This window comes from Anabaena sp. UHCC 0451 (genome assembly GCF_034931405.1).
Classification (GTDB): Bacteria; Cyanobacteriota; Cyanobacteriia; order Cyanobacteriales; family Nostocaceae; genus RDYJ01.
Genome location: NZ_JAYGHA010000028.1, coordinates 14,160 through 30,875 on the forward strand (window position 1 = coordinate 14,160; position 16,716 = coordinate 30,875).

Below are 16,716 nucleotides of genomic sequence, written 5' to 3' on the forward strand. Positions count from 1 at the left end.
TCCTTTTTCAAGGATTTTTTATTAATTACTTATTAGTATTTGATACTTGACTAATTTTTGTTCATGTTGATAATAAAGTCAAGCAATGGAGCAAATGATTACTATCTGGACACAAGAAAAGCAGTCTGTTCTCAGCAAAATTACTAACTTAGAAAAGACATAGTGATAAGACTATACGGAAAATATGACAAACGACACCCGATTTGATGATATTTATACAAGATTGAATGATTTAACCCAGGATGTAACTAACCTGAAAATACAAGCTGGAACTATAGGGACTTCCCAAGTAGCTATAGTTACAACGCTGACTTTAGCCACTGGTTTGGCTTCTGATATGAAAGAGGTTAAAAGCGATATCCGGCAAATAAAATCAGATATCATGAATTTAGAAGCGAGTATAGATGAAATTTTGCGATTATTGCGTAGTCAACAAAATTAGCCATGAACTAAATCATTTTTATGCTGACACTGGGTTAATCTTATTAAAAACTTACATCAAGTTTAAGAAATCTACCTCTATCTAAATGAAGTGATAACTTAAATGATTAGTTGCCCAAAAGGGCAAAAATTATGAAAAGCTTTGCATCTTCCTTTGGTAAGAGTAAACACAATAAATTTGTACATTTAGCCGCATCTGCGGTAGCAGCCTTAGCTTTAGCAAGTGGTATAAATACTGCTAACGCTGCCACAATCAAAACACCCAAAGCAAAAGAAGTCATTTCCGTTTCATTTCAACCTAGTCAAACACAACCGAATATTAACCCGTTAGCAATCGGCGGAACTGAATATCAAGCAATGGGAATAGAACCTTTTGCACTCATCCCCTTGATTTTATTTGGCGGTGTAGTCATTTTCGTTCCCTTAGTATTTGGTGGACTGGTAGTTATTGGTGAACGGGAAGTGGGGATAGTAGTGAAAAAATTCGCCCTCACCGGTAAAGGACTACCTCCAGGGAGATTCATCGCCCTAAACGGAGAAGCGGGTTTACAAGCAGATACTCTCGCACCTGGTTGGCACTGGGGTCATTGGCCTTGGCAATATTCTGTGAAAAAAGAAGCAGTAGTTGTAGTTCCCCAAGGTCAAATTGCTTTAATTGTCGCCGCAGATGGGGCTTCTAACCCTCCAGAACGGATTTTAGGTAAAATTGTCGAATGTGATAATTTTCAAGATGCACGCAAATTCTTGACCAAAGGTGGAGAAAAAGGCCGACAAATGAGTTTTCTCACCGCCGGTACTTATCGTATTAACACCGCCTTGTTTAAAGTGATTACATCTGCTAACGCTAGTAGTCACGGCATGAATCCCGAACAGTTACGGGTGTATAGTGTTTTATCTGATAAAGTCGGTATTGTTACTACTTTAGACGGTTTACCTATTCCCCCAGGTGAAATCGCTGGGCCTGTGATTGAAGGACATGATAACTTTCAGAATGGGCAAAAATTTCTCAATGGTGGTGGGAGAAGAGGTTTACAAGAACAGATTTTACTTTCTGGTTCTTGGAACTTAAACCCTTGGTTAGTGCAAGTCGAACAAGTACCGATGACGGAAATTCCCATTGGTTATGTTGGTGTGGTAATTTCTTTCGTAGGACAAGATCAAGAAGATGTCAGCGGTGCAGCTTTTACCCACGGTAACTTAGTTAACCCAGGACACAAGGGTGTGTGGGTAGAACCACTTTATCCTGGTAAACAACCGCTGAACTCGCGGATTATGAAAATTGAGTTAGTACCGACGACAAATATTGTTTTAAACTGGTCAAGACGAACCGAACGTCATAGTTATGATGCCCAACTGGCTTCTTTAACTGTAAGATCACGTGATGGTTTCGCTTTTGATTTAGAAGTAGCGCAAATTATCCATGTTGGTGCTTTGGATGCACCCAAGGTAATTTCTCGCGTTGGTTCGATGCAAAATTTAGTGGATCATGTATTAGAACCAACCATTGGTAACTATTTCCGTAACTCTGCTCAAAACTGCACTGTACTCGATTTTCTCACAGCCCGCAGTGAACGACAAACGGAAGCAGCAGACTATATCAAAACCGCTTTACGTGCCTATTATGTTCAAGCTATAGATACATTAATTGGTGATATTCAGCCTCCTGCTACTTTAATGCAGACCCAAACAGACCGCAAAATTGCGGAAGAAGAACGGAAAACCTACGAAGTTCAGCAAATGGCACAAACCCAGCGTCAACAACTGGTGCGGGAAACGGCTTTGGCTAATATTCAACAGGAAATGGTTTCATCGGAACAAAGTGTGCAAATTGCCGAATTGAAATCTCAAGCTGCGATTAAAGAAGCTAATGGACAAGCGGAAGCAACCAAGCTAAAAGCCTTAGCAGAAGCGGAAGGTATCCGTGCTACAGGTAACGCCAAAGCCGAAACCTACCGCACAGGTGTGCAAGCTTTGGGAATGCAAGGATACACAGCTATGCAGTTAATGCAAATTATCGGCGATCGCAATGTCCGCTTAATTCCCGATATCATGGTAGGAGGTAACAATGGCACTAGCAACGGTTTGGTAGATGGTTTATTATCGATGATTCTCTGGAATCAAACTGGTCATAACCCAAATAAAACAGGTGCATTTCCACCACCTCCACCACCTAAGAAAAGTGAACCAAGTAACGGTAGTCAAATCATAGGTGAGTTGCCAAAAGAGTAAGTTCTAGAAAGTTAGTTTTGAGGAAGTTTTGCTAATACAAGAACGCTATCGGTTAGTTAAGTTAATTGGTGATGGGGGGGAATATCAGACTTTTCTGGCTGTTGATGAAAATCTATTTCCCCCAGTTTCTTGTATTGTGCATAAGTTTATTCAAAGTCAGCAAAAATCCACAGCATTTATTGACAAAGTTGAAAGATTACAAAAATTAAATCATCATCCACAAATTCCCAATTTATTAGCATTTTTTCAGGAAGATAAAGCTGATTATTTAGTCTATGAATTTATTCCCGGTGACAGTCTAAATACGATTTTAGCTAAAAACGGTGTTTTTCAAGAACCGCAAATTTGGCAAATATTGAAAAGTGTATTACCTGTTCTTGATTTTATTCACAGACAGCAAATTATTCACTGTCATTTAAAACCTGAAAATCTGATTATTAGAGAATCTATTTTTTCGGAAACATCAGATAATTTAGTGAAGTTAGCTTTGGTAAATTTTGCCTCTACTCAAATATTAAAAACAGCTAATAATTCCAGAGAACAAAAAATAATTGGTAGTCCTGAATATAGTGCCCCAGAACAATTACAAGGAAAACCCACCTTTAGTAGTGATCTTTATAGTTTAGGAGTAACTTGCATTTATCTACTCACACAAATTCCCCCCTTTAATTTATTTGATGTTGCTAATAATAACTGGGTTTGGCAAGATTATTTAACTCAACCAGTCAGTGAACATCTAGCGTATACTCTCAATAAATTAATCAATCATGATTTACAAACACGCTGGAAATCAACATCAGAAATCATCACTACATTAGGAATCAAAAATCCTCATCCGCGTTTATCTGCGTCCATCAGCGTTTCCAAAAATCTTACTATTAAACATAATCTTGATAGCCAAATCAACACCTTAGCATTTACACCAAACAGCCAAATTTTAGCCAGTGGCGATGATAGTAAAAATATTAAAATCTGGGATGTACACACTCAAAGATTAATAACTAATATATCAGCCCATAAACAAGCTGTAAAATCAGTAGCTTTTAGCCCTAATGGACAAATTTTAGCAAGTGCTAGTGATGATAAAACTATCAAATTATGGAATGTGCATACATGGCAAGAAATCATAACTTTAAAAGGACATTTACACGCTGTAAAATCAGTTGCTTTTAACTATGAAGGTAATATTCTTGCTAGTGGAAGTTGGGATAAAACTATTAAAATTTGGGATGTAAATACAGGTGCAGAAATTTGTACTTTAACAGGACATCAATTACAAATAAATGCAGTTGCTTTTAGTGCTAAAAATGATATATTAGCCAGTGCCAGTTGCGATCGCACTGTGCGCCTATGGAAATTACAATTAGATCAAAAATCACCAAACTGCCAATATCACTTGTTAGCGACTCTTTTAGATCATACTAGGGCAGTTTTAGCAGTCGCTTGTAGTGCCAACGGACAAATTTTAGCAACGGGTAGCGATGATAACACCATCAAATTATGGGACATTGACACTGGTGAATTAATCAGCACACTTTTAGGGCATTCCTGGTCAGTGGTAGGATTAGCTTTTACAGCCGATAGTCAAACTCTAATTAGTTGCAGTTGGGATAAAACAGTCAAACTTTGGAATGTCAGTAAAAAATCAGAAATAGCAACTCTCTCAGGTCATTTTGACTCAGTATCTACAGTTGTCATTAGTCCTAATTCACAAATAATTGCCACTGGTAGCAGAGACAAAACCATCAAACTGTGGAATAATTGGGAATTGGGTAGTAATTAATAATTACCAATTACCAATCACCAATTACCCAATCATCAAACTAAAACAATCAGGCGCTACCTGTGAAGGCCACTTCAGGAAACTTCAACTGCGCTTCTGCCATCGGGCGATTTCTGCCTTCTTCTTGCCAATAGTTAATAACTTCTGTTGCCTTATTCAGCAACTCGACGCGATCAACATCAGTAATCCAATGTTTGGATTCTAACTCTTTTTTGAGTTCTTCCCAAGCATCATTACGAGGCCAGAAAAAGTATTTAGTTAATGGGCTTGTGCCTTTACCGACAACTTGATCGACTGCTAAGGCCACGTTTTCATCTAACCAGAGAATTTTTAAGATAAATTTCGTCAATCGTACCTCCGGGACAAATCCGGTTATTACTTACTGGGGTTTGCGACCCCTTATTATAACTTAATATCTGCTAAATTGACCAATGAATATTCTTGATAGATGATGGATGATAAATGATTTTTGGCAACTAATTTACTAACTTACCAATATTTCCCGTACTAAAGCAGCTAACTGATCAGCACTATCAGGAACAGCGATCGCCTTAGCCTTCTCTCCCATTTTGGCTAAATCTGCGGGAGATTGCAACAATGCTAAAACTTGATTTTGCAATATTTCCGGTGTCAACTCTGATTGTTTAAAATTCAATGCTGCACCAACATCACTAAACACTGCTGCATTATAAGACTGATGATCTTCTGCTGCAAAGGGATAAGGAATCAAAATTGCTGGTGTACCACACACAGCCAACTCTGTTAAACTGCCAGCACCAGAGCGACTAATAGCTAAATTAGCTCGTCGTAACAAAGCAGCCATATTATCGTAAAATGGTAATGATATGTACTGAGGATGTTGGAGACTATCCGCGTCTGGATCTCGATCACCTGTTAAATGTACTATATAAGCACCAGCATCAAACCAAGCTGGAGCAGAACGACGCACCAACTGATTAACTGCCACAGCACCTTGACTACCGCCAAAAACCACAATTAAAGGCGCACCATCAGGAATAGGTATATCTAGACCATGATCAATTTCTGGCTCTAAAAATTGCGATCGCACAGGAGTACCCACACAGACAGTTTTAGCACGGGGTAAATACTTAGCAGCCACATCAAATCCCACAGCTACCGCACTGCACCAGGGTCCAAAAAAACGTGTTACCTTACCAGGTAAAGCATTAGATTCATGGAAAACAATCGGTAAACCCAGAGAACGAGCCGCAATCACCGCAGGACCGGCAATATAACCACCCGTAGTCAATAATCCTTGGAAATTGCCTTGTTTGAGAATGCGTCTCACCTGGAAAATTGCACCAATGAGCTTAAATAAGATTCTGACAGAGGAAAGACTAAAACCTTGTTGAAAACCTTCCACATCAATGATATTCAAAGGATATTGGCTGGGGACAAGCTGAGTTTCTAGTCTATTAGGGACACCAAGCCATTGAATTTCATATTCTGGTAATTTATCTGCCAATGCGATCGCTGGAAACAAATGTCCACCAGTCCCACTAGCAGCTATTAGTAATTTTAACCGTGCATTTGGCATTGAAAGCTCTAGTTCCTAAAACCATCGACATATTATAGTCATGCAATTAGTTTACTCGGAGTCATCCGAATTAGATCAAGTGCAACAATTTTGATCGCCTGGATAAAGCTATCGGTACTAATTCCAACCGATCCATTAAAATCAAGGTATCGCCTAATTTTGGACTTAATGCCTTTATTTATCCACAAATTCCTGACCTTTCGTGAGCAAATCAGTAAACTATTAGCAATGACCAATATTATTGCTTTATTAATGAAAAACACCAAAACATTAACTCTCAGTATTTCCCTGATGTCATTCCTAATGACACTAAATTTAACCAGCACGGGACAATTTGTTCAAGCTGCTAAACCAGAAAATGCCCCTCCCGCACTGAAAAACCTGATCACACAAATTGACACAGCCTCCAATCGAGGAGACGTTAAAGGCGTAATGCAGTTTTACAGCCCCAATTTTACCCATGGTGATGGATTAAACCGCCAAACGATGGAACAAGCTTTGAAGTCTTTTTGGCAAAGGTATCCTCAACTAAGATACAACACAAGGTTGCAAAGTTGGAAATCAGAAGGCAACAACATTATCGCTGAAACAGTCACCACCATCACTGGTTTACCTTCTTCTAACAGCAATAATCTAGCTCTCAATGCTACGATTATCTCCCGCCAGCGCATAGCAGGTACAAAAATCATGCGTCAAGATATTTTATCAGAACGCACCCAACTTACTTCTGGCAACAAACCACCTCAAGTGGAAATTAAATTACCACAACAGGTAAAAGTTGGTCAGAAATATAACTTTGATGCCATTGTCCAAGAACCATTGGGTAATAATTTCTTGTTGGGAAGTGCTATGGAAGAAACTATCCAACCAAGCAAATATCTCAACCCTACACCAGTAAATTTAGAATTACTAAATGCTGGTGGACTGTTTAAAATCGGACTTGCACCATCTAGTCCCGGACAACAATGGATTTCGGCGGTGATTCTTCATAATGATGGGATGACAATGATTACTCAGCGTCTACAAGTCGTGAAAAAGTAGGACTGATATGGGGGATTGGGGAAAAGGCAATTTTCCATCAGTCGCAATTATTTCTCAAATTGTTGTTAAACAGCAAAGGAAAATTCTCGCACTTTTGACCTTCACCCGGCCCCATTTACTGATTTTAGCAACCAGTATCAAGCCTATTCAAATATTTTTTTCTCAAAATTTGTTTTTTATTACAGTGGTCTACAAATGAAAAAATGCAAGGAGTAGAGAGTATGAAAACAGCTATTTAATACACTGCAAAAATTGAACTATCACCGTCCATCAGGATTCCATTTTTCAAGAGCTATGTATTTGTTCTGGACTAAATCTAAAGGCTCAATGATACCACTAGAACTGGAAACTCTCAACCAATAAACTGGACTAGTAGTTTTATCTGGGTGATTCTCAAACACTCTGACTATATAAAAAGGTGCTTTAGCAGTAGGCAAACTCTCTACAACTGCTGCAACACGTATATCTCCTTGAGAAAGGTTTTCTATTTCTTTGGCTTTGCGTTGTACTTGTGGCAAATTCCAGACAGAATTGAAAGCTTTTTGCTTGTCTATTTTGATGGTAGGAGCAGCAAGCTTCACAGCAGTAGCCGTCTTTGCTTGAGCTAGAGATGGTGAGTCAACTAAACTTTGGTAATGATGATTTTGATAAAAGTTATTGATCGCGTATCCTCCTACCAGTCCTATGACAAATGAAGCAATTAAATGGTAATAGCTGAATTGTTTCTGAGGGTAATAGCTAAATTGTTTCTGAGGGTAATAGGTTAATGGTTTCTGAGGGTAATAGGTTAATGGTTTCTGAGGGTAATAGGTTAATGGTTTCTTAGTGTTACTCCTAAGCATAGTGATGCACCTCTGTAATTGTGTAATTTTTATTCCTGTATAAGTATGATACCAGGGGTAAGACCCCCTATGTCTAGTCTTAACAAGAATACTGATGTTGTTGTACTTAGACAGATGAGACTTAGAACATAAATTTTTTACCCTCTCCTCTCACTATAGGAAGATCAAAAATAGCGATCCCCATATCATACCATCCTAATTGCCCGGCTAAAATTTGTAGCTAGGTGTCTTTTTACTGTCCAGCAAAGATCACCTTCTAGTCGGTAAAAGAATAACCATAAGGACTAAAGCGAAACCCCAGGGTAAACGTAAGTATTTAGCTTTAGCACTTGTTGATACATCGATCCCCGACTTATTTTATTTATTATCTCCATAAATGATAAATTGATCTGGTGAATCGGGGATCTTATCGCCTCACCTGAATTCTTACGGGGAAACAGAAATTTTTTTCTCTATCAGGTCTGATCAATTAAAATTGATAGTTAATCACAACTAAACCCTAGAAAACATTAATTACTTCCATGACCAAACAAACAAATACAATTATCGTTTTTGATATTGATGGTGTAATTCGTGATGTTGGTGGTTCTTATCGTCGCGCCTTAGCAGATACTGTAGAGCATTTTACTAATCAGGCTTATCGTCCTACAGATATAGATATTGATAATCTCAAATCTGAGGGAATTTGGAATAATGATTGGGAAGGTTCACAGGAATTAATTTACCGCCACTTTGTTAGCCAAGGAAATACCAGGGAACAACTGCAATTAAATTATGAACATATAGTCAATTATTTTCAGTCTCGTTACCGAGGTACAGACCCAGAAAACTGGAATGGATATATTTGCAATGAACCTTTATTATTACAACCGAGTTATTTAGAAGAACTCACACAAGCAGATATTAGTTGGGGATTTTTTAGCGGTGCTACTCGTGGTTCTGCTACATACATCTTAGAAAAACGCTTGGGTTTAAAATCTCCGGTTTTAATTGCTATGGAAGATGCACCCGGTAAACCTGATCCTACGGGGCTTTTTGCTACTATTAAGTTATTAGAAAATGGCAGTGATAAAAAACAAACGGTGATATATGTTGGTGATACAGTAGCAGATATGCACACTGTCGAAAAAGCCAAGATTTTAGATAATTCTCGCACTTGGGTAGGGGTGGGAGTTTTACCACCTCACGTACAGGAAACAGCAGTAAGAAGGGATGCTTATGCTGCAACACTGATGAAAGCAGGTGCAAAGATAGTATTTAATAATGTACAGGAATTAACACCAGGAAAAATTCAGGAGTGGGAAAGGTGATAAACTCAATTAGTATTCTCAGATTCTCAATGTAAATCAATTAACTCCAATTATGGGGAGATAAATTTAAAGATGTCTGTTTTTAAAGTGCCTGAAAAACCCCATCTATCCTTATTCCAGAAGATTAAATGGATTACTCACCCTGTGGAACTTCTGGAAACTTATGCTCAAGAATATGGTGACATTTTTTCTCTCCCAATTGGTGTAGGAAGTAAAACTCAAGTATTAATTAGCAATCCCCACGGGATTCAGCAGATTTTTACTGCTGATGCCAAATATTTGGATTCTGGTGAGGTAGCTGGAGTAAAACCGCCTTTTTTGGGACAACAATCACTGATTGCCCTTTCTGGAGAGCGTCATAAGCGACAACGCAAACTTTTAACACCACCCTTTCATGGAGAAAGGATGCTGGCTTATGGCCAGCTAATTGAAAAAATAGCTGAAGAAGTTACGAGCAAATGGACAATTAATAAACCATTTTTAGTCCGTTCTTCCATGCAGGGAATTACCTTTCAGGTGATTTTGAAAGCCGTATTTGGTCTTGAGAATGGACCTCGTTACGAACAACTAAGTAGACTTCTCTCTACAAGGTTGGAAGGGACAAAATCTATTTTTAGGGCAATTTTACTTCTATTTCCCGTACTGCAAAAAGATTTAGGTCCATTGAGTCCTTGGGGACGCTTGGTGGAAAATGAACGGCAGATTGACAAACTAATCTACGCTGAAATTGAGGAACGCCGTCAAAAACCTGACCCATCACGCACAGATATCCTCTCTTTAATGATGGCATCTCGTGATGAGGCTGGTGAGTCAATGACAAATGTAGAATTGCGAGATGAGTTAATTACTCTTTTAATAGCAGGTCACGAAACTACAGCAACTTCTTTGTCATGGGCATTATATTGGATTCACCATGAGCCAAAAGTATATAAGCAACTGCTAGAAGAACTTGATTCTCTTGATGATAAAGCTGATGTCAATACTATCCTCCGATTACCATATTTAGATGCTGTCTACAAAGAAACGCTGCGGATTTGCCCAGTAACTATGTTTGCGTTTCCCAGAATGGTTAAATCACCGTTACAGGTATTAGATTATCAGTTTGAGCCTGGTACAATACTTTCTCCCTGTATTTATCTCACTCATCATCGAGAAGATTTATATCCTGAGTCTAAAAAGTTCAAGCCAGAGCGTTTTTTAGAACGTCAATTTTCACCCTATGAATATTTGCCCTTTGGAGGTGGCAACCGTCGTTGTATTGGCATGGCATTTGCTCAATTTGAGATGAAACTGATTTTGGCAAAGGTGCTGTCTCGATGGCAGTTAGCATTAATTGACAATCAACCAGTACAGCCAGTACGTCGGGGTTTGTTGTTATCACCACCGGATAGTTTACGGATGGTAGCGACGGGGAGAAGACAGGAAAAACAGCCGACTCTCAATACTCGCTCTAGTTTAGGTTAAAAACTTGTATAAAGTCATTAAAATGAGTGCAAAAATTCTTCACATTCAAAGCAAAAATAGAACCCCTGCTAGTCTATTTGCAAACCTCCAGGATTTTAGTTATGAGCTAGGGGAGACTATTGACTCAAAAACTATTCTTGAGAATCCAAATATTAGCTTATATTGTCTAGACCACAAAAATAAACAAGCAATTTTTGTAGAAACACCTTTGGATATTGATATTTATGAGCCTCCTTTTCTTTACCTAGCTCAATATGAATATGCTCAAAGGCTAATTGCAGTTCCTTACGAAGAATTTCACCAACTAGCACAAGATATCCAAGATTCAATTGGGCAGATTATCATGATTTACTCTGTAGGGCGATGTGGCTCTACTTTGCTAAGTAAAGTATTTAATCAAGTAGATACTGTTCTAAGTTTATCAGAACCAGATGTATTTTCTCAAATTGTAGGTTTTAGAAGTCCTGATGGTAGTAATGAGAGTGGAATTGAAGAACTACTCAGAAGTTGTATTTGTCTTTTAGCCAAATCAACTGTAAACGTAAAAGAGTCATTCTGTGCAATCAAGTTGCGGAGTTTTGGCATTGAGGTAGCAGATTTGATACATCGCATCTGTCCTGAAGCAAAACTAATTTTTATGTATCGTAATGCTGAAGATGTAGTGAAATCATCTATGCGTGCTTTTGTCTATTTCAGTAAAATACTACCGATAATTGAACAAAATGTAGAACTGTATAGTCAATTTGTCCCATTACTTAAGGAGTATGCCAACTATATAGATTTTAAGGATTCTAAGGCAATTGATTTCTACACAATTATGTGGCTATCTGTGATACATCGCTACCTCTTACTTTATCAAGCAGGTATACCTATATCTGCTCTACGCTATGAGGACTTAACAGAAGATTCAAAACAGGTTGTCACATCTATTTTTAATTATTGTGGTCTACCAGAATCTGAAGCTTCTAATGCCTGTTTAGCATTACAAAAAGATTCTCAAAGTGGTTCTAACTTCTCTAGAGAAAACACTCGTGAAAATGAGAGTAACATCCCAGATATTTTAGAAATACAGGAAAAAATTAATGCTCTATTAGATAAACATCCAACAATTAAAACAGCAGATTTCATAGTTCCTAATACTTTGAAATTCTGCTGATCAAAGTTATGAGGACTATTTCAGAGCTAAAACAGGCTTACCAGTAGAAACAGCCTGTTCCACAATATCAATTGCTCGCTTTACTCCCCCTGCTTTCTGAATTGCTGCTTGTAACCTGAGAGCATTCTTTCTGTAACTATCTTCTGTTAACACCTTGTTAATAGCAACCTGCAAATTATCAACATTAACTTTCTTCACAGGAATAGCTTCACCACACCCAGACCAAACTATCCGAGAAGCTACTCCTGGTTGATCATTAGCAACGGGAATTGCCACCATTGGTACACCATTGGTTAAACATTCCAATGTGGTATTAAGTCCTGCATGGGTAATAGTTAAAGCAGCTTTTTCTAATAGTTGTAATTGTGGTGCATAACGAACTACTAAAGGATTTCCTGGTAGTCCTTGCAGAACTTCAGGATCAGCCGAACCACCCAAAGAAATTACAAGTTGTGCATCCAAATCTTGACAAGCTGCGGCAATTTTTTGAAAAACTGGTAATAACCGATTTTGTAAAGTTCCCATTGAAGCATAAATTAAAGGTTGTCCTGTTAATTTATCAAAAGGAAAATCAGCAACTTCTCTACCAATTGGACTGTGATATGGTCCTGTGAAATGAAAACACTCAGGTAATTTTGTCCGAGGAAATTCAAATTCAGCAGGTTGTTGACTGATTTGAGCTAGTTGAGAATAGCGTTGATTTGGACTAGAGAATACAGGTAAATTTTTCTCTAACCGGTAATCATCTACAACTTTTGTGATAGGTTGAGTTAGACGATTTAATAATTGATAACCTAATTTGTTCCGCAGTTTTACCCACCAAGCTGGGTTATAAAACCAATTTGTCATGAAGGGAGGAACACTAGTTTCTCGATTTAATACAACAGCACTGCAAATAGTAATAAAAGGCAGTCCAGAAACATCTGCAATTGTTCCTCCTTCTGACGTAACTTGATCTATTAATAATGCTTGTATACCTGCTTCTTTGATAGCTGTTGGTGCATATTTAAGGTTAACAATAGTACCTTGTGTTAATAGGTTAATGGTATATTTTAGTGCTTCCTGTCCGCTCAACTCTCCTAATTTATCAAAAGATGCTTTTGCTGACCCCTGGGGAAATTCAGATTCACCAATGATTTGAAATTCTAAACCTGCTGCTTGTGCTTTGGGTTGAGCATCCAGAACACCAATTAAGGTCACACGATGGCCACGCTGTTGTAATTCTTTTCCTAGAGGTAGCATTGTGTTCCAGTGACCAGTAGATGCTGGACACATTAAGCCATAATGAGTCATATTATTATTTTCTGGTTAATTACAATAGATGTATACCAGAAAACTGCCCCATAGATTTAAAGCATAGGTATTTTCGTTTAAAAGTGCTTACTCTAATTTTAAAAACTTATGTTTAACTCTCAAAAACCTTAAACTTCTCTTCTTCAAGAATCAGGATAGTATCAATTATGCCTTTAATTAGCCTGGTAGCCGCCATTTCCGAAAATCGGATTTTAGCCGATTCCACAAAAGAACATATTCATGTAGGTATTCCTTGGAATATTCCCAGTGATGTACGTCATTTTCAAGAAATTACTTGGCGACATCCTGTAATTATGGGTCGTAAAACTTATTCTACTTTTAATACACCCTTACCAAATCGTACAAATATAATCGTTACTAGAAATCTTGATTATCAAGCCCCCGGTTGTCTTGTTTTTCATTCACTATCCCAGGCAATTAAATGGACAGAAATGAGTGAAACTGAGGAAATATTTATTGCTGGTGGCGGAGAAATTTATACTGAGTCTATCAAATTTGCCAATAAGCTTTATTTAACTATTGTTGAAGGTGATTTTGTCGGCGATATATACTTTCCTGAGTTTGCCAATTTTGGCAGAGTAATTAAAGAAAAGCAGTTGCAAGAAAATGGCTTTAAGTTTAAGTTTGTGGAAATTGAAAGGTGCGTTAATCAGGTAACGCCACCTACAATCATTGAATAATGTATTTTGGGAAATTTCTTTATTTTAATTTCAAAAATTTATCCAATGCTGCAACCATACTAGGAGGCCAACGCCGAATATTTGTTACCCAATTCATATCTTTATAACGAGTATCAAGTCCGTAAGCTGCTACCCAGTTGCTTTCAGCTTCTCCTTTGTTACCTCCTACCCAATAAGCAGCGGTTAAAGCAGCACGCATATCAGCAAATTGGGGATATTTACGGACTATATTCCGCATTTCCCGAATGGCTTTATCTGTTTGATTAGTTTCATACAAAGCTAGGGCATAATTAGCACGAGCGAAAGCGAAATTGGGAGCAATTTCTGTAGCTTTTTGATAATCTAAAATCGCTTCTTCCCATTTTCCTAAACCTGTTTTAGCATTACCCAGGTTGTTGTAGGCCATCGCATCATTAGGATCTAATTCTAATACATGATTATAATCAGCGATCGCATCTTCCCATCTTCCCAATCCTTCTAACGCTGTCCCCCGATTTAAATAAGGGTCTGTGACATTAGGTGCTAATTCGACAGCTTTGTTATAATCTGTTAATGCTGCTGGCAATTTATTCTGACTCACACGAGAATTACCCCGATTACTCCACGCACCTGCATTAGTGGGAAACTTTTCAATAATCTGGGTCCAATAAGCTTCTGCTGTGACAAAATCACCTTTATTAGTAGCTGCAAAAGCTTTAGTTGCTAACTCATCCCCTAATTGTAACTCTTCTGGGGTAATGGTTTGGGTTTGTGCGATCGCTGGTGTACAAAAGCCAAACACTAGTAGTAGACTTAAGAAAATACAGATTAATTTAATCATTTAACTCTCTGTGATATGCAACAAAATTAATGATATAGCAGAGAACAGCTAACAGGGAAGATTTTCCAAGTTCTTATAAAATAATCAATAATAGGCAATTAGGGGAAATTGTGATGGTGAAAGCAACCACAGATAAAAAACTTACTTTAACAGAATTTCTCCAACTCTCAACGCAAGATGTAAACTATGAGTTTGTCGATGGTTATGCAGTACCCAAGGTGTCACCCAAATATTTTCACTCAGCTTTACAAAAAACTCTCTTAATTCTCTTGAGTATATGGTGTAAAGGGAAAGGTAGAGTTGTTCCTGAATGGGCAATTATTTTAAGACGTAAAGGTAAAGATTGGTGTCCAGTTCCCGATTTAACTTATATTTCCTATCAACTTTTACCCAAAACTTGGCAATATAATGAAGCTTGTCCTGTTCCTCCAGAATTGGTAATTGAAATTATTTCTCCTGGTCAAACTATGGAGGAATTTATTGATAAAGCCAAGGATTATTTTGCAGCAGGAGTTGCACGAGTTTGGGTAATTGAACCAGAAGCAAGGTCTATTAGGGTATTTTTCTCTGCTGTTCAAAGTCGAGTTTATACTGATGATATATTAATGATTGATAGTTTGTTACCTGGTTTTGAGTTAACAGTGAGACAGTTGTTTGTGGAAGCAGAATTAATTTAATTTTAGATCCCCTAATTTTAGATCCCCGACTTCTTTTATTGATTGTGTCCATAAATTATCAATTGATGTTAGAAATCGGGGATCTTAGTCCGCCTATAACAACGATAACTGCTCATTAGGTGGTTTAAAACCCATGTGTTGATAAGCTGATTTTGTCGCTACTCTACCCCGTGGTGTCCGGCTTAAATAACCAATTTGCATTAAATACGGTTCATATACTTCTTCAATGGTTTGGGTATCTTCTCCCGTCGCTGCGGCCAGAGTTTCTAAACCCACTGGACCACCATTAAAGTTTTCAATGATTACACTCAACATTTTTCTATCCGTCCAATCCAAACCGCAAGGATCGACTTGGAATAGTTGTAATGCTTCCGCTGCTACCGTTTGATTAATTTCAGCATGGGATTTCACCTCAGCATAATCACGTACTCGTTTTAGTAATCTATTTGCGATTCTGGGTGTTCCCCGTGAACGTTTGGCGATTTCTGTCGCTCCATCTGGGTTAACAGGAGTTTGTAATAATTCAGCAGTACGGAGGACAATTTTAGTAAGTTCGTCAACTTCATAAAATCGCAGTTTTTGAATTAACCCAAAGCGATCGCGCAAAGGTGAAGTTAACGCACCGACACGGGTTGTCGCTCCCACCAAGGTAAACTTCACCAAAGGTATACTTCTGATTCTGGCACTAGAACCCTTACCGACAGTTATATCTAAGCGATAATCTTCCATCGCCGGATAGAGAATTTCCTCAGTCATCCGTGAAAGCCGATGAATTTCATCAATAAACAGCACATCACCGGGTTTAAGATTTACCAATATCCCCACAATATCTCTTGGTCTTTCCAAAGCTGGGGCGCTAGTAATTTTATAATTTACCCCCATTTCCGAAGCTAAAATCATCGCCATTGTGGTTTTTCCCAACCCAGGCGGACCATACAGCAGCAAGTGATCCATCACTTCAGCCCTAGACTTAGCAGCTTTAATGGCAATATCTAGCACATCCTTTAAATCTTTCTGCCCGATGTAATCTGCAAATCGCTGGGGTCTAATACTCTCTTCTTGCTTACCTTCTTCATCAATAGCTGCTTCCGGTTGCAGTATATTTTCCTCTGTAGGTACTGACTCAGAAGGTGCTTTAGATGACTCTCTGTGCTGTTTTGCTTGTCCGTTGGGTTCTGGAGACTGTTTTTTTGAGGAGTATATCGCCATAATTCAGCTATCTTAACTTAGGGACTGGGGACTGGGGATTGGGGATTGGGGACTAGGGATTGGGGACTGGGGACTGGGGACTGAGGACTGGGTGGGGTGATGGGGAGAATAATCTATTATCTATTCACTGTCACCTGTCACCTGTCACCTGTCACCTGTTCCCTATCACCTAATTTCCCAATTGCCTTTACA

General features: G+C 38.3%; 15 protein-coding genes. 9 read left to right on the forward strand and 6 right to left on the reverse strand.

Annotated elements, in window-relative coordinates; genetic code table 11:
- Positions 1-184 precede the first annotated feature (184 nt).
- The 3 genes from VB694_RS18600 (at position 185) to VB694_RS18610 (ending at position 4,453) form a co-directional block, all read left to right on the forward strand.
- Entirely contained in the window at positions 185-442 is a 258-nt protein-coding gene (locus VB694_RS18600) for a hypothetical protein (protein WP_323361821.1), read from the forward strand.
- Between the two features lie 131 nt (positions 443-573).
- Complete coding sequence (locus VB694_RS18605) at positions 574-2,670, forward strand: flotillin family protein (protein ID WP_323361822.1); 2,097 nt, start codon at positions 574-576, stop codon at positions 2,668-2,670.
- 28 nt (positions 2,671-2,698) lie between these two features.
- On the forward strand, positions 2,699-4,453 hold the full coding sequence (locus tag VB694_RS18610; RefSeq protein ID WP_323361823.1) for a serine/threonine-protein kinase: 1,755 nt from the start codon (positions 2,699-2,701) through the stop codon (positions 4,451-4,453).
- A gap of 49 nt (positions 4,454-4,502) precedes the next feature.
- Here VB694_RS18610 and VB694_RS18615 read toward each other — a convergent pair whose 3' ends face one another.
- Complete coding sequence (locus tag VB694_RS18615) at positions 4,503-4,829, reverse strand: 30S ribosomal protein PSRP-3 (protein WP_323361878.1); 327 nt, start codon at positions 4,827-4,829, stop codon at positions 4,503-4,505.
- 108 nt (positions 4,830-4,937) lie between these two features.
- Entirely contained in the window at positions 4,938-6,011 is a 1,074-nt protein-coding gene (gene murG, locus VB694_RS18620; protein ID WP_323361824.1) for an undecaprenyldiphospho-muramoylpentapeptide beta-N-acetylglucosaminyltransferase, read from the reverse strand.
- Positions 6,012-6,239: 228 nt separating this feature from the next.
- Between murG and VB694_RS18625 the strand changes: the two genes are divergently transcribed.
- Positions 6,240-7,052: a nuclear transport factor 2 family protein gene (locus VB694_RS18625; RefSeq protein ID WP_323361825.1), complete on the forward strand. Its 813-nt coding sequence runs from the start codon at positions 6,240-6,242 to the stop codon at positions 7,050-7,052.
- 260 nt (positions 7,053-7,312) lie between these two features.
- Here VB694_RS18625 and VB694_RS18630 read toward each other — a convergent pair whose 3' ends face one another.
- Entirely contained in the window at positions 7,313-7,894 is a 582-nt protein-coding gene (locus VB694_RS18630) for a hypothetical protein (protein ID WP_323361826.1), read from the reverse strand.
- 521 nt (positions 7,895-8,415) lie between these two features.
- Between VB694_RS18630 and VB694_RS18635 the strand changes: the two genes are divergently transcribed.
- From VB694_RS18635 to VB694_RS18645, 3 genes are all read left to right on the forward strand, one after another.
- Entirely contained in the window at positions 8,416-9,204 is a 789-nt protein-coding gene (locus VB694_RS18635) for a TIGR01548 family HAD-type hydrolase (RefSeq protein WP_323361827.1), read from the forward strand.
- Positions 9,205-9,276: 72 nt separating this feature from the next.
- On the forward strand, positions 9,277-10,668 hold the full coding sequence (locus VB694_RS18640) for a cytochrome P450 (protein ID WP_323361828.1): 1,392 nt from the start codon (positions 9,277-9,279) through the stop codon (positions 10,666-10,668).
- A 22-nt stretch (positions 10,669-10,690) separates the two neighbouring features.
- Complete coding sequence (locus tag VB694_RS18645; RefSeq protein WP_323361829.1) at positions 10,691-11,824, forward strand: sulfotransferase; 1,134 nt, start codon at positions 10,691-10,693, stop codon at positions 11,822-11,824.
- Positions 11,825-11,839: 15 nt separating this feature from the next.
- Here the strand turns inward: VB694_RS18645 and VB694_RS18650 are convergent, their stop codons facing one another.
- Positions 11,840-13,117: a glycosyltransferase gene (locus VB694_RS18650; protein ID WP_323361830.1), complete on the reverse strand. Its 1,278-nt coding sequence runs from the start codon at positions 13,115-13,117 to the stop codon at positions 11,840-11,842.
- Between the two features lie 167 nt (positions 13,118-13,284).
- On the opposite strand from VB694_RS18650, the gene VB694_RS18655 reads away from it, so the two are divergent.
- A complete protein-coding gene (locus VB694_RS18655) occupies positions 13,285-13,818 on the forward strand; it encodes a dihydrofolate reductase (RefSeq protein WP_323361831.1) in 534 nt (177 codons plus the stop codon).
- A 19-nt stretch (positions 13,819-13,837) separates the two neighbouring features.
- Here the strand turns inward: VB694_RS18655 and VB694_RS18660 are convergent, their stop codons facing one another.
- The gene (locus tag VB694_RS18660) at positions 13,838-14,638 is read right to left on the reverse strand and encodes a tetratricopeptide repeat protein (protein WP_323361832.1); all 801 of its coding nucleotides are present in this window, start codon (positions 14,636-14,638) and stop codon (positions 13,838-13,840) included.
- A 113-nt stretch (positions 14,639-14,751) separates the two neighbouring features.
- Between VB694_RS18660 and VB694_RS18665 the strand changes: the two genes are divergently transcribed.
- Complete coding sequence (locus VB694_RS18665) at positions 14,752-15,315, forward strand: Uma2 family endonuclease (RefSeq protein WP_323361833.1); 564 nt, start codon at positions 14,752-14,754, stop codon at positions 15,313-15,315.
- A 93-nt stretch (positions 15,316-15,408) separates the two neighbouring features.
- Here VB694_RS18665 and ruvB read toward each other — a convergent pair whose 3' ends face one another.
- Positions 15,409-16,524, reverse strand: coding sequence for a Holliday junction branch migration DNA helicase RuvB (gene ruvB, locus VB694_RS18670; RefSeq protein ID WP_323361834.1), 1,116 nt, complete (start codon positions 16,522-16,524; stop codon positions 15,409-15,411).
- Between the last annotated feature and the right edge of the window lie 192 nt (positions 16,525-16,716).

Bases quoted from the DNA above. Each gene is read 5' to 3' on its own strand.
- VB694_RS18645 (WP_323361829.1), top strand. From the start codon at position 10,691: ATGAGTGCAAAAATTCTTCACATTCAAAGCAAAAATAGAACCCCTGCT.
- VB694_RS18600 (WP_323361821.1), top strand. From the start codon at position 185: ATGACAAACGACACCCGATTTGATGATATTTATACAAGATTGAATGAT.
- VB694_RS18640 (WP_323361828.1), top strand. From the start codon at position 9,277: ATGTCTGTTTTTAAAGTGCCTGAAAAACCCCATCTATCCTTATTCCAG.
- VB694_RS18665 (WP_323361833.1), top strand. From the start codon at position 14,752: ATGGTGAAAGCAACCACAGATAAAAAACTTACTTTAACAGAATTTCTC.
- VB694_RS18660 (WP_323361832.1), bottom strand. From the start codon at position 14,638: ATGATTAAATTAATCTGTATTTTCTTAAGTCTACTACTAGTGTTTGGC.
- VB694_RS18605 (WP_323361822.1), top strand. From the start codon at position 574: ATGAAAAGCTTTGCATCTTCCTTTGGTAAGAGTAAACACAATAAATTT.
- VB694_RS18650 (WP_323361830.1), bottom strand. From the start codon at position 13,117: ATGACTCATTATGGCTTAATGTGTCCAGCATCTACTGGTCACTGGAAC.
- ruvB (WP_323361834.1), bottom strand. From the start codon at position 16,524: ATGGCGATATACTCCTCAAAAAAACAGTCTCCAGAACCCAACGGACAA.
- VB694_RS18655 (WP_323361831.1), top strand. From the start codon at position 13,285: ATGCCTTTAATTAGCCTGGTAGCCGCCATTTCCGAAAATCGGATTTTA.
- murG (WP_323361824.1), bottom strand. From the start codon at position 6,011: ATGCCAAATGCACGGTTAAAATTACTAATAGCTGCTAGTGGGACTGGT.
- VB694_RS18635 (WP_323361827.1), top strand. From the start codon at position 8,416: ATGACCAAACAAACAAATACAATTATCGTTTTTGATATTGATGGTGTA.
- VB694_RS18630 (WP_323361826.1), bottom strand. From the start codon at position 7,894: ATGCTTAGGAGTAACACTAAGAAACCATTAACCTATTACCCTCAGAAA.
- VB694_RS18625 (WP_323361825.1), top strand. From the start codon at position 6,240: ATGACCAATATTATTGCTTTATTAATGAAAAACACCAAAACATTAACT.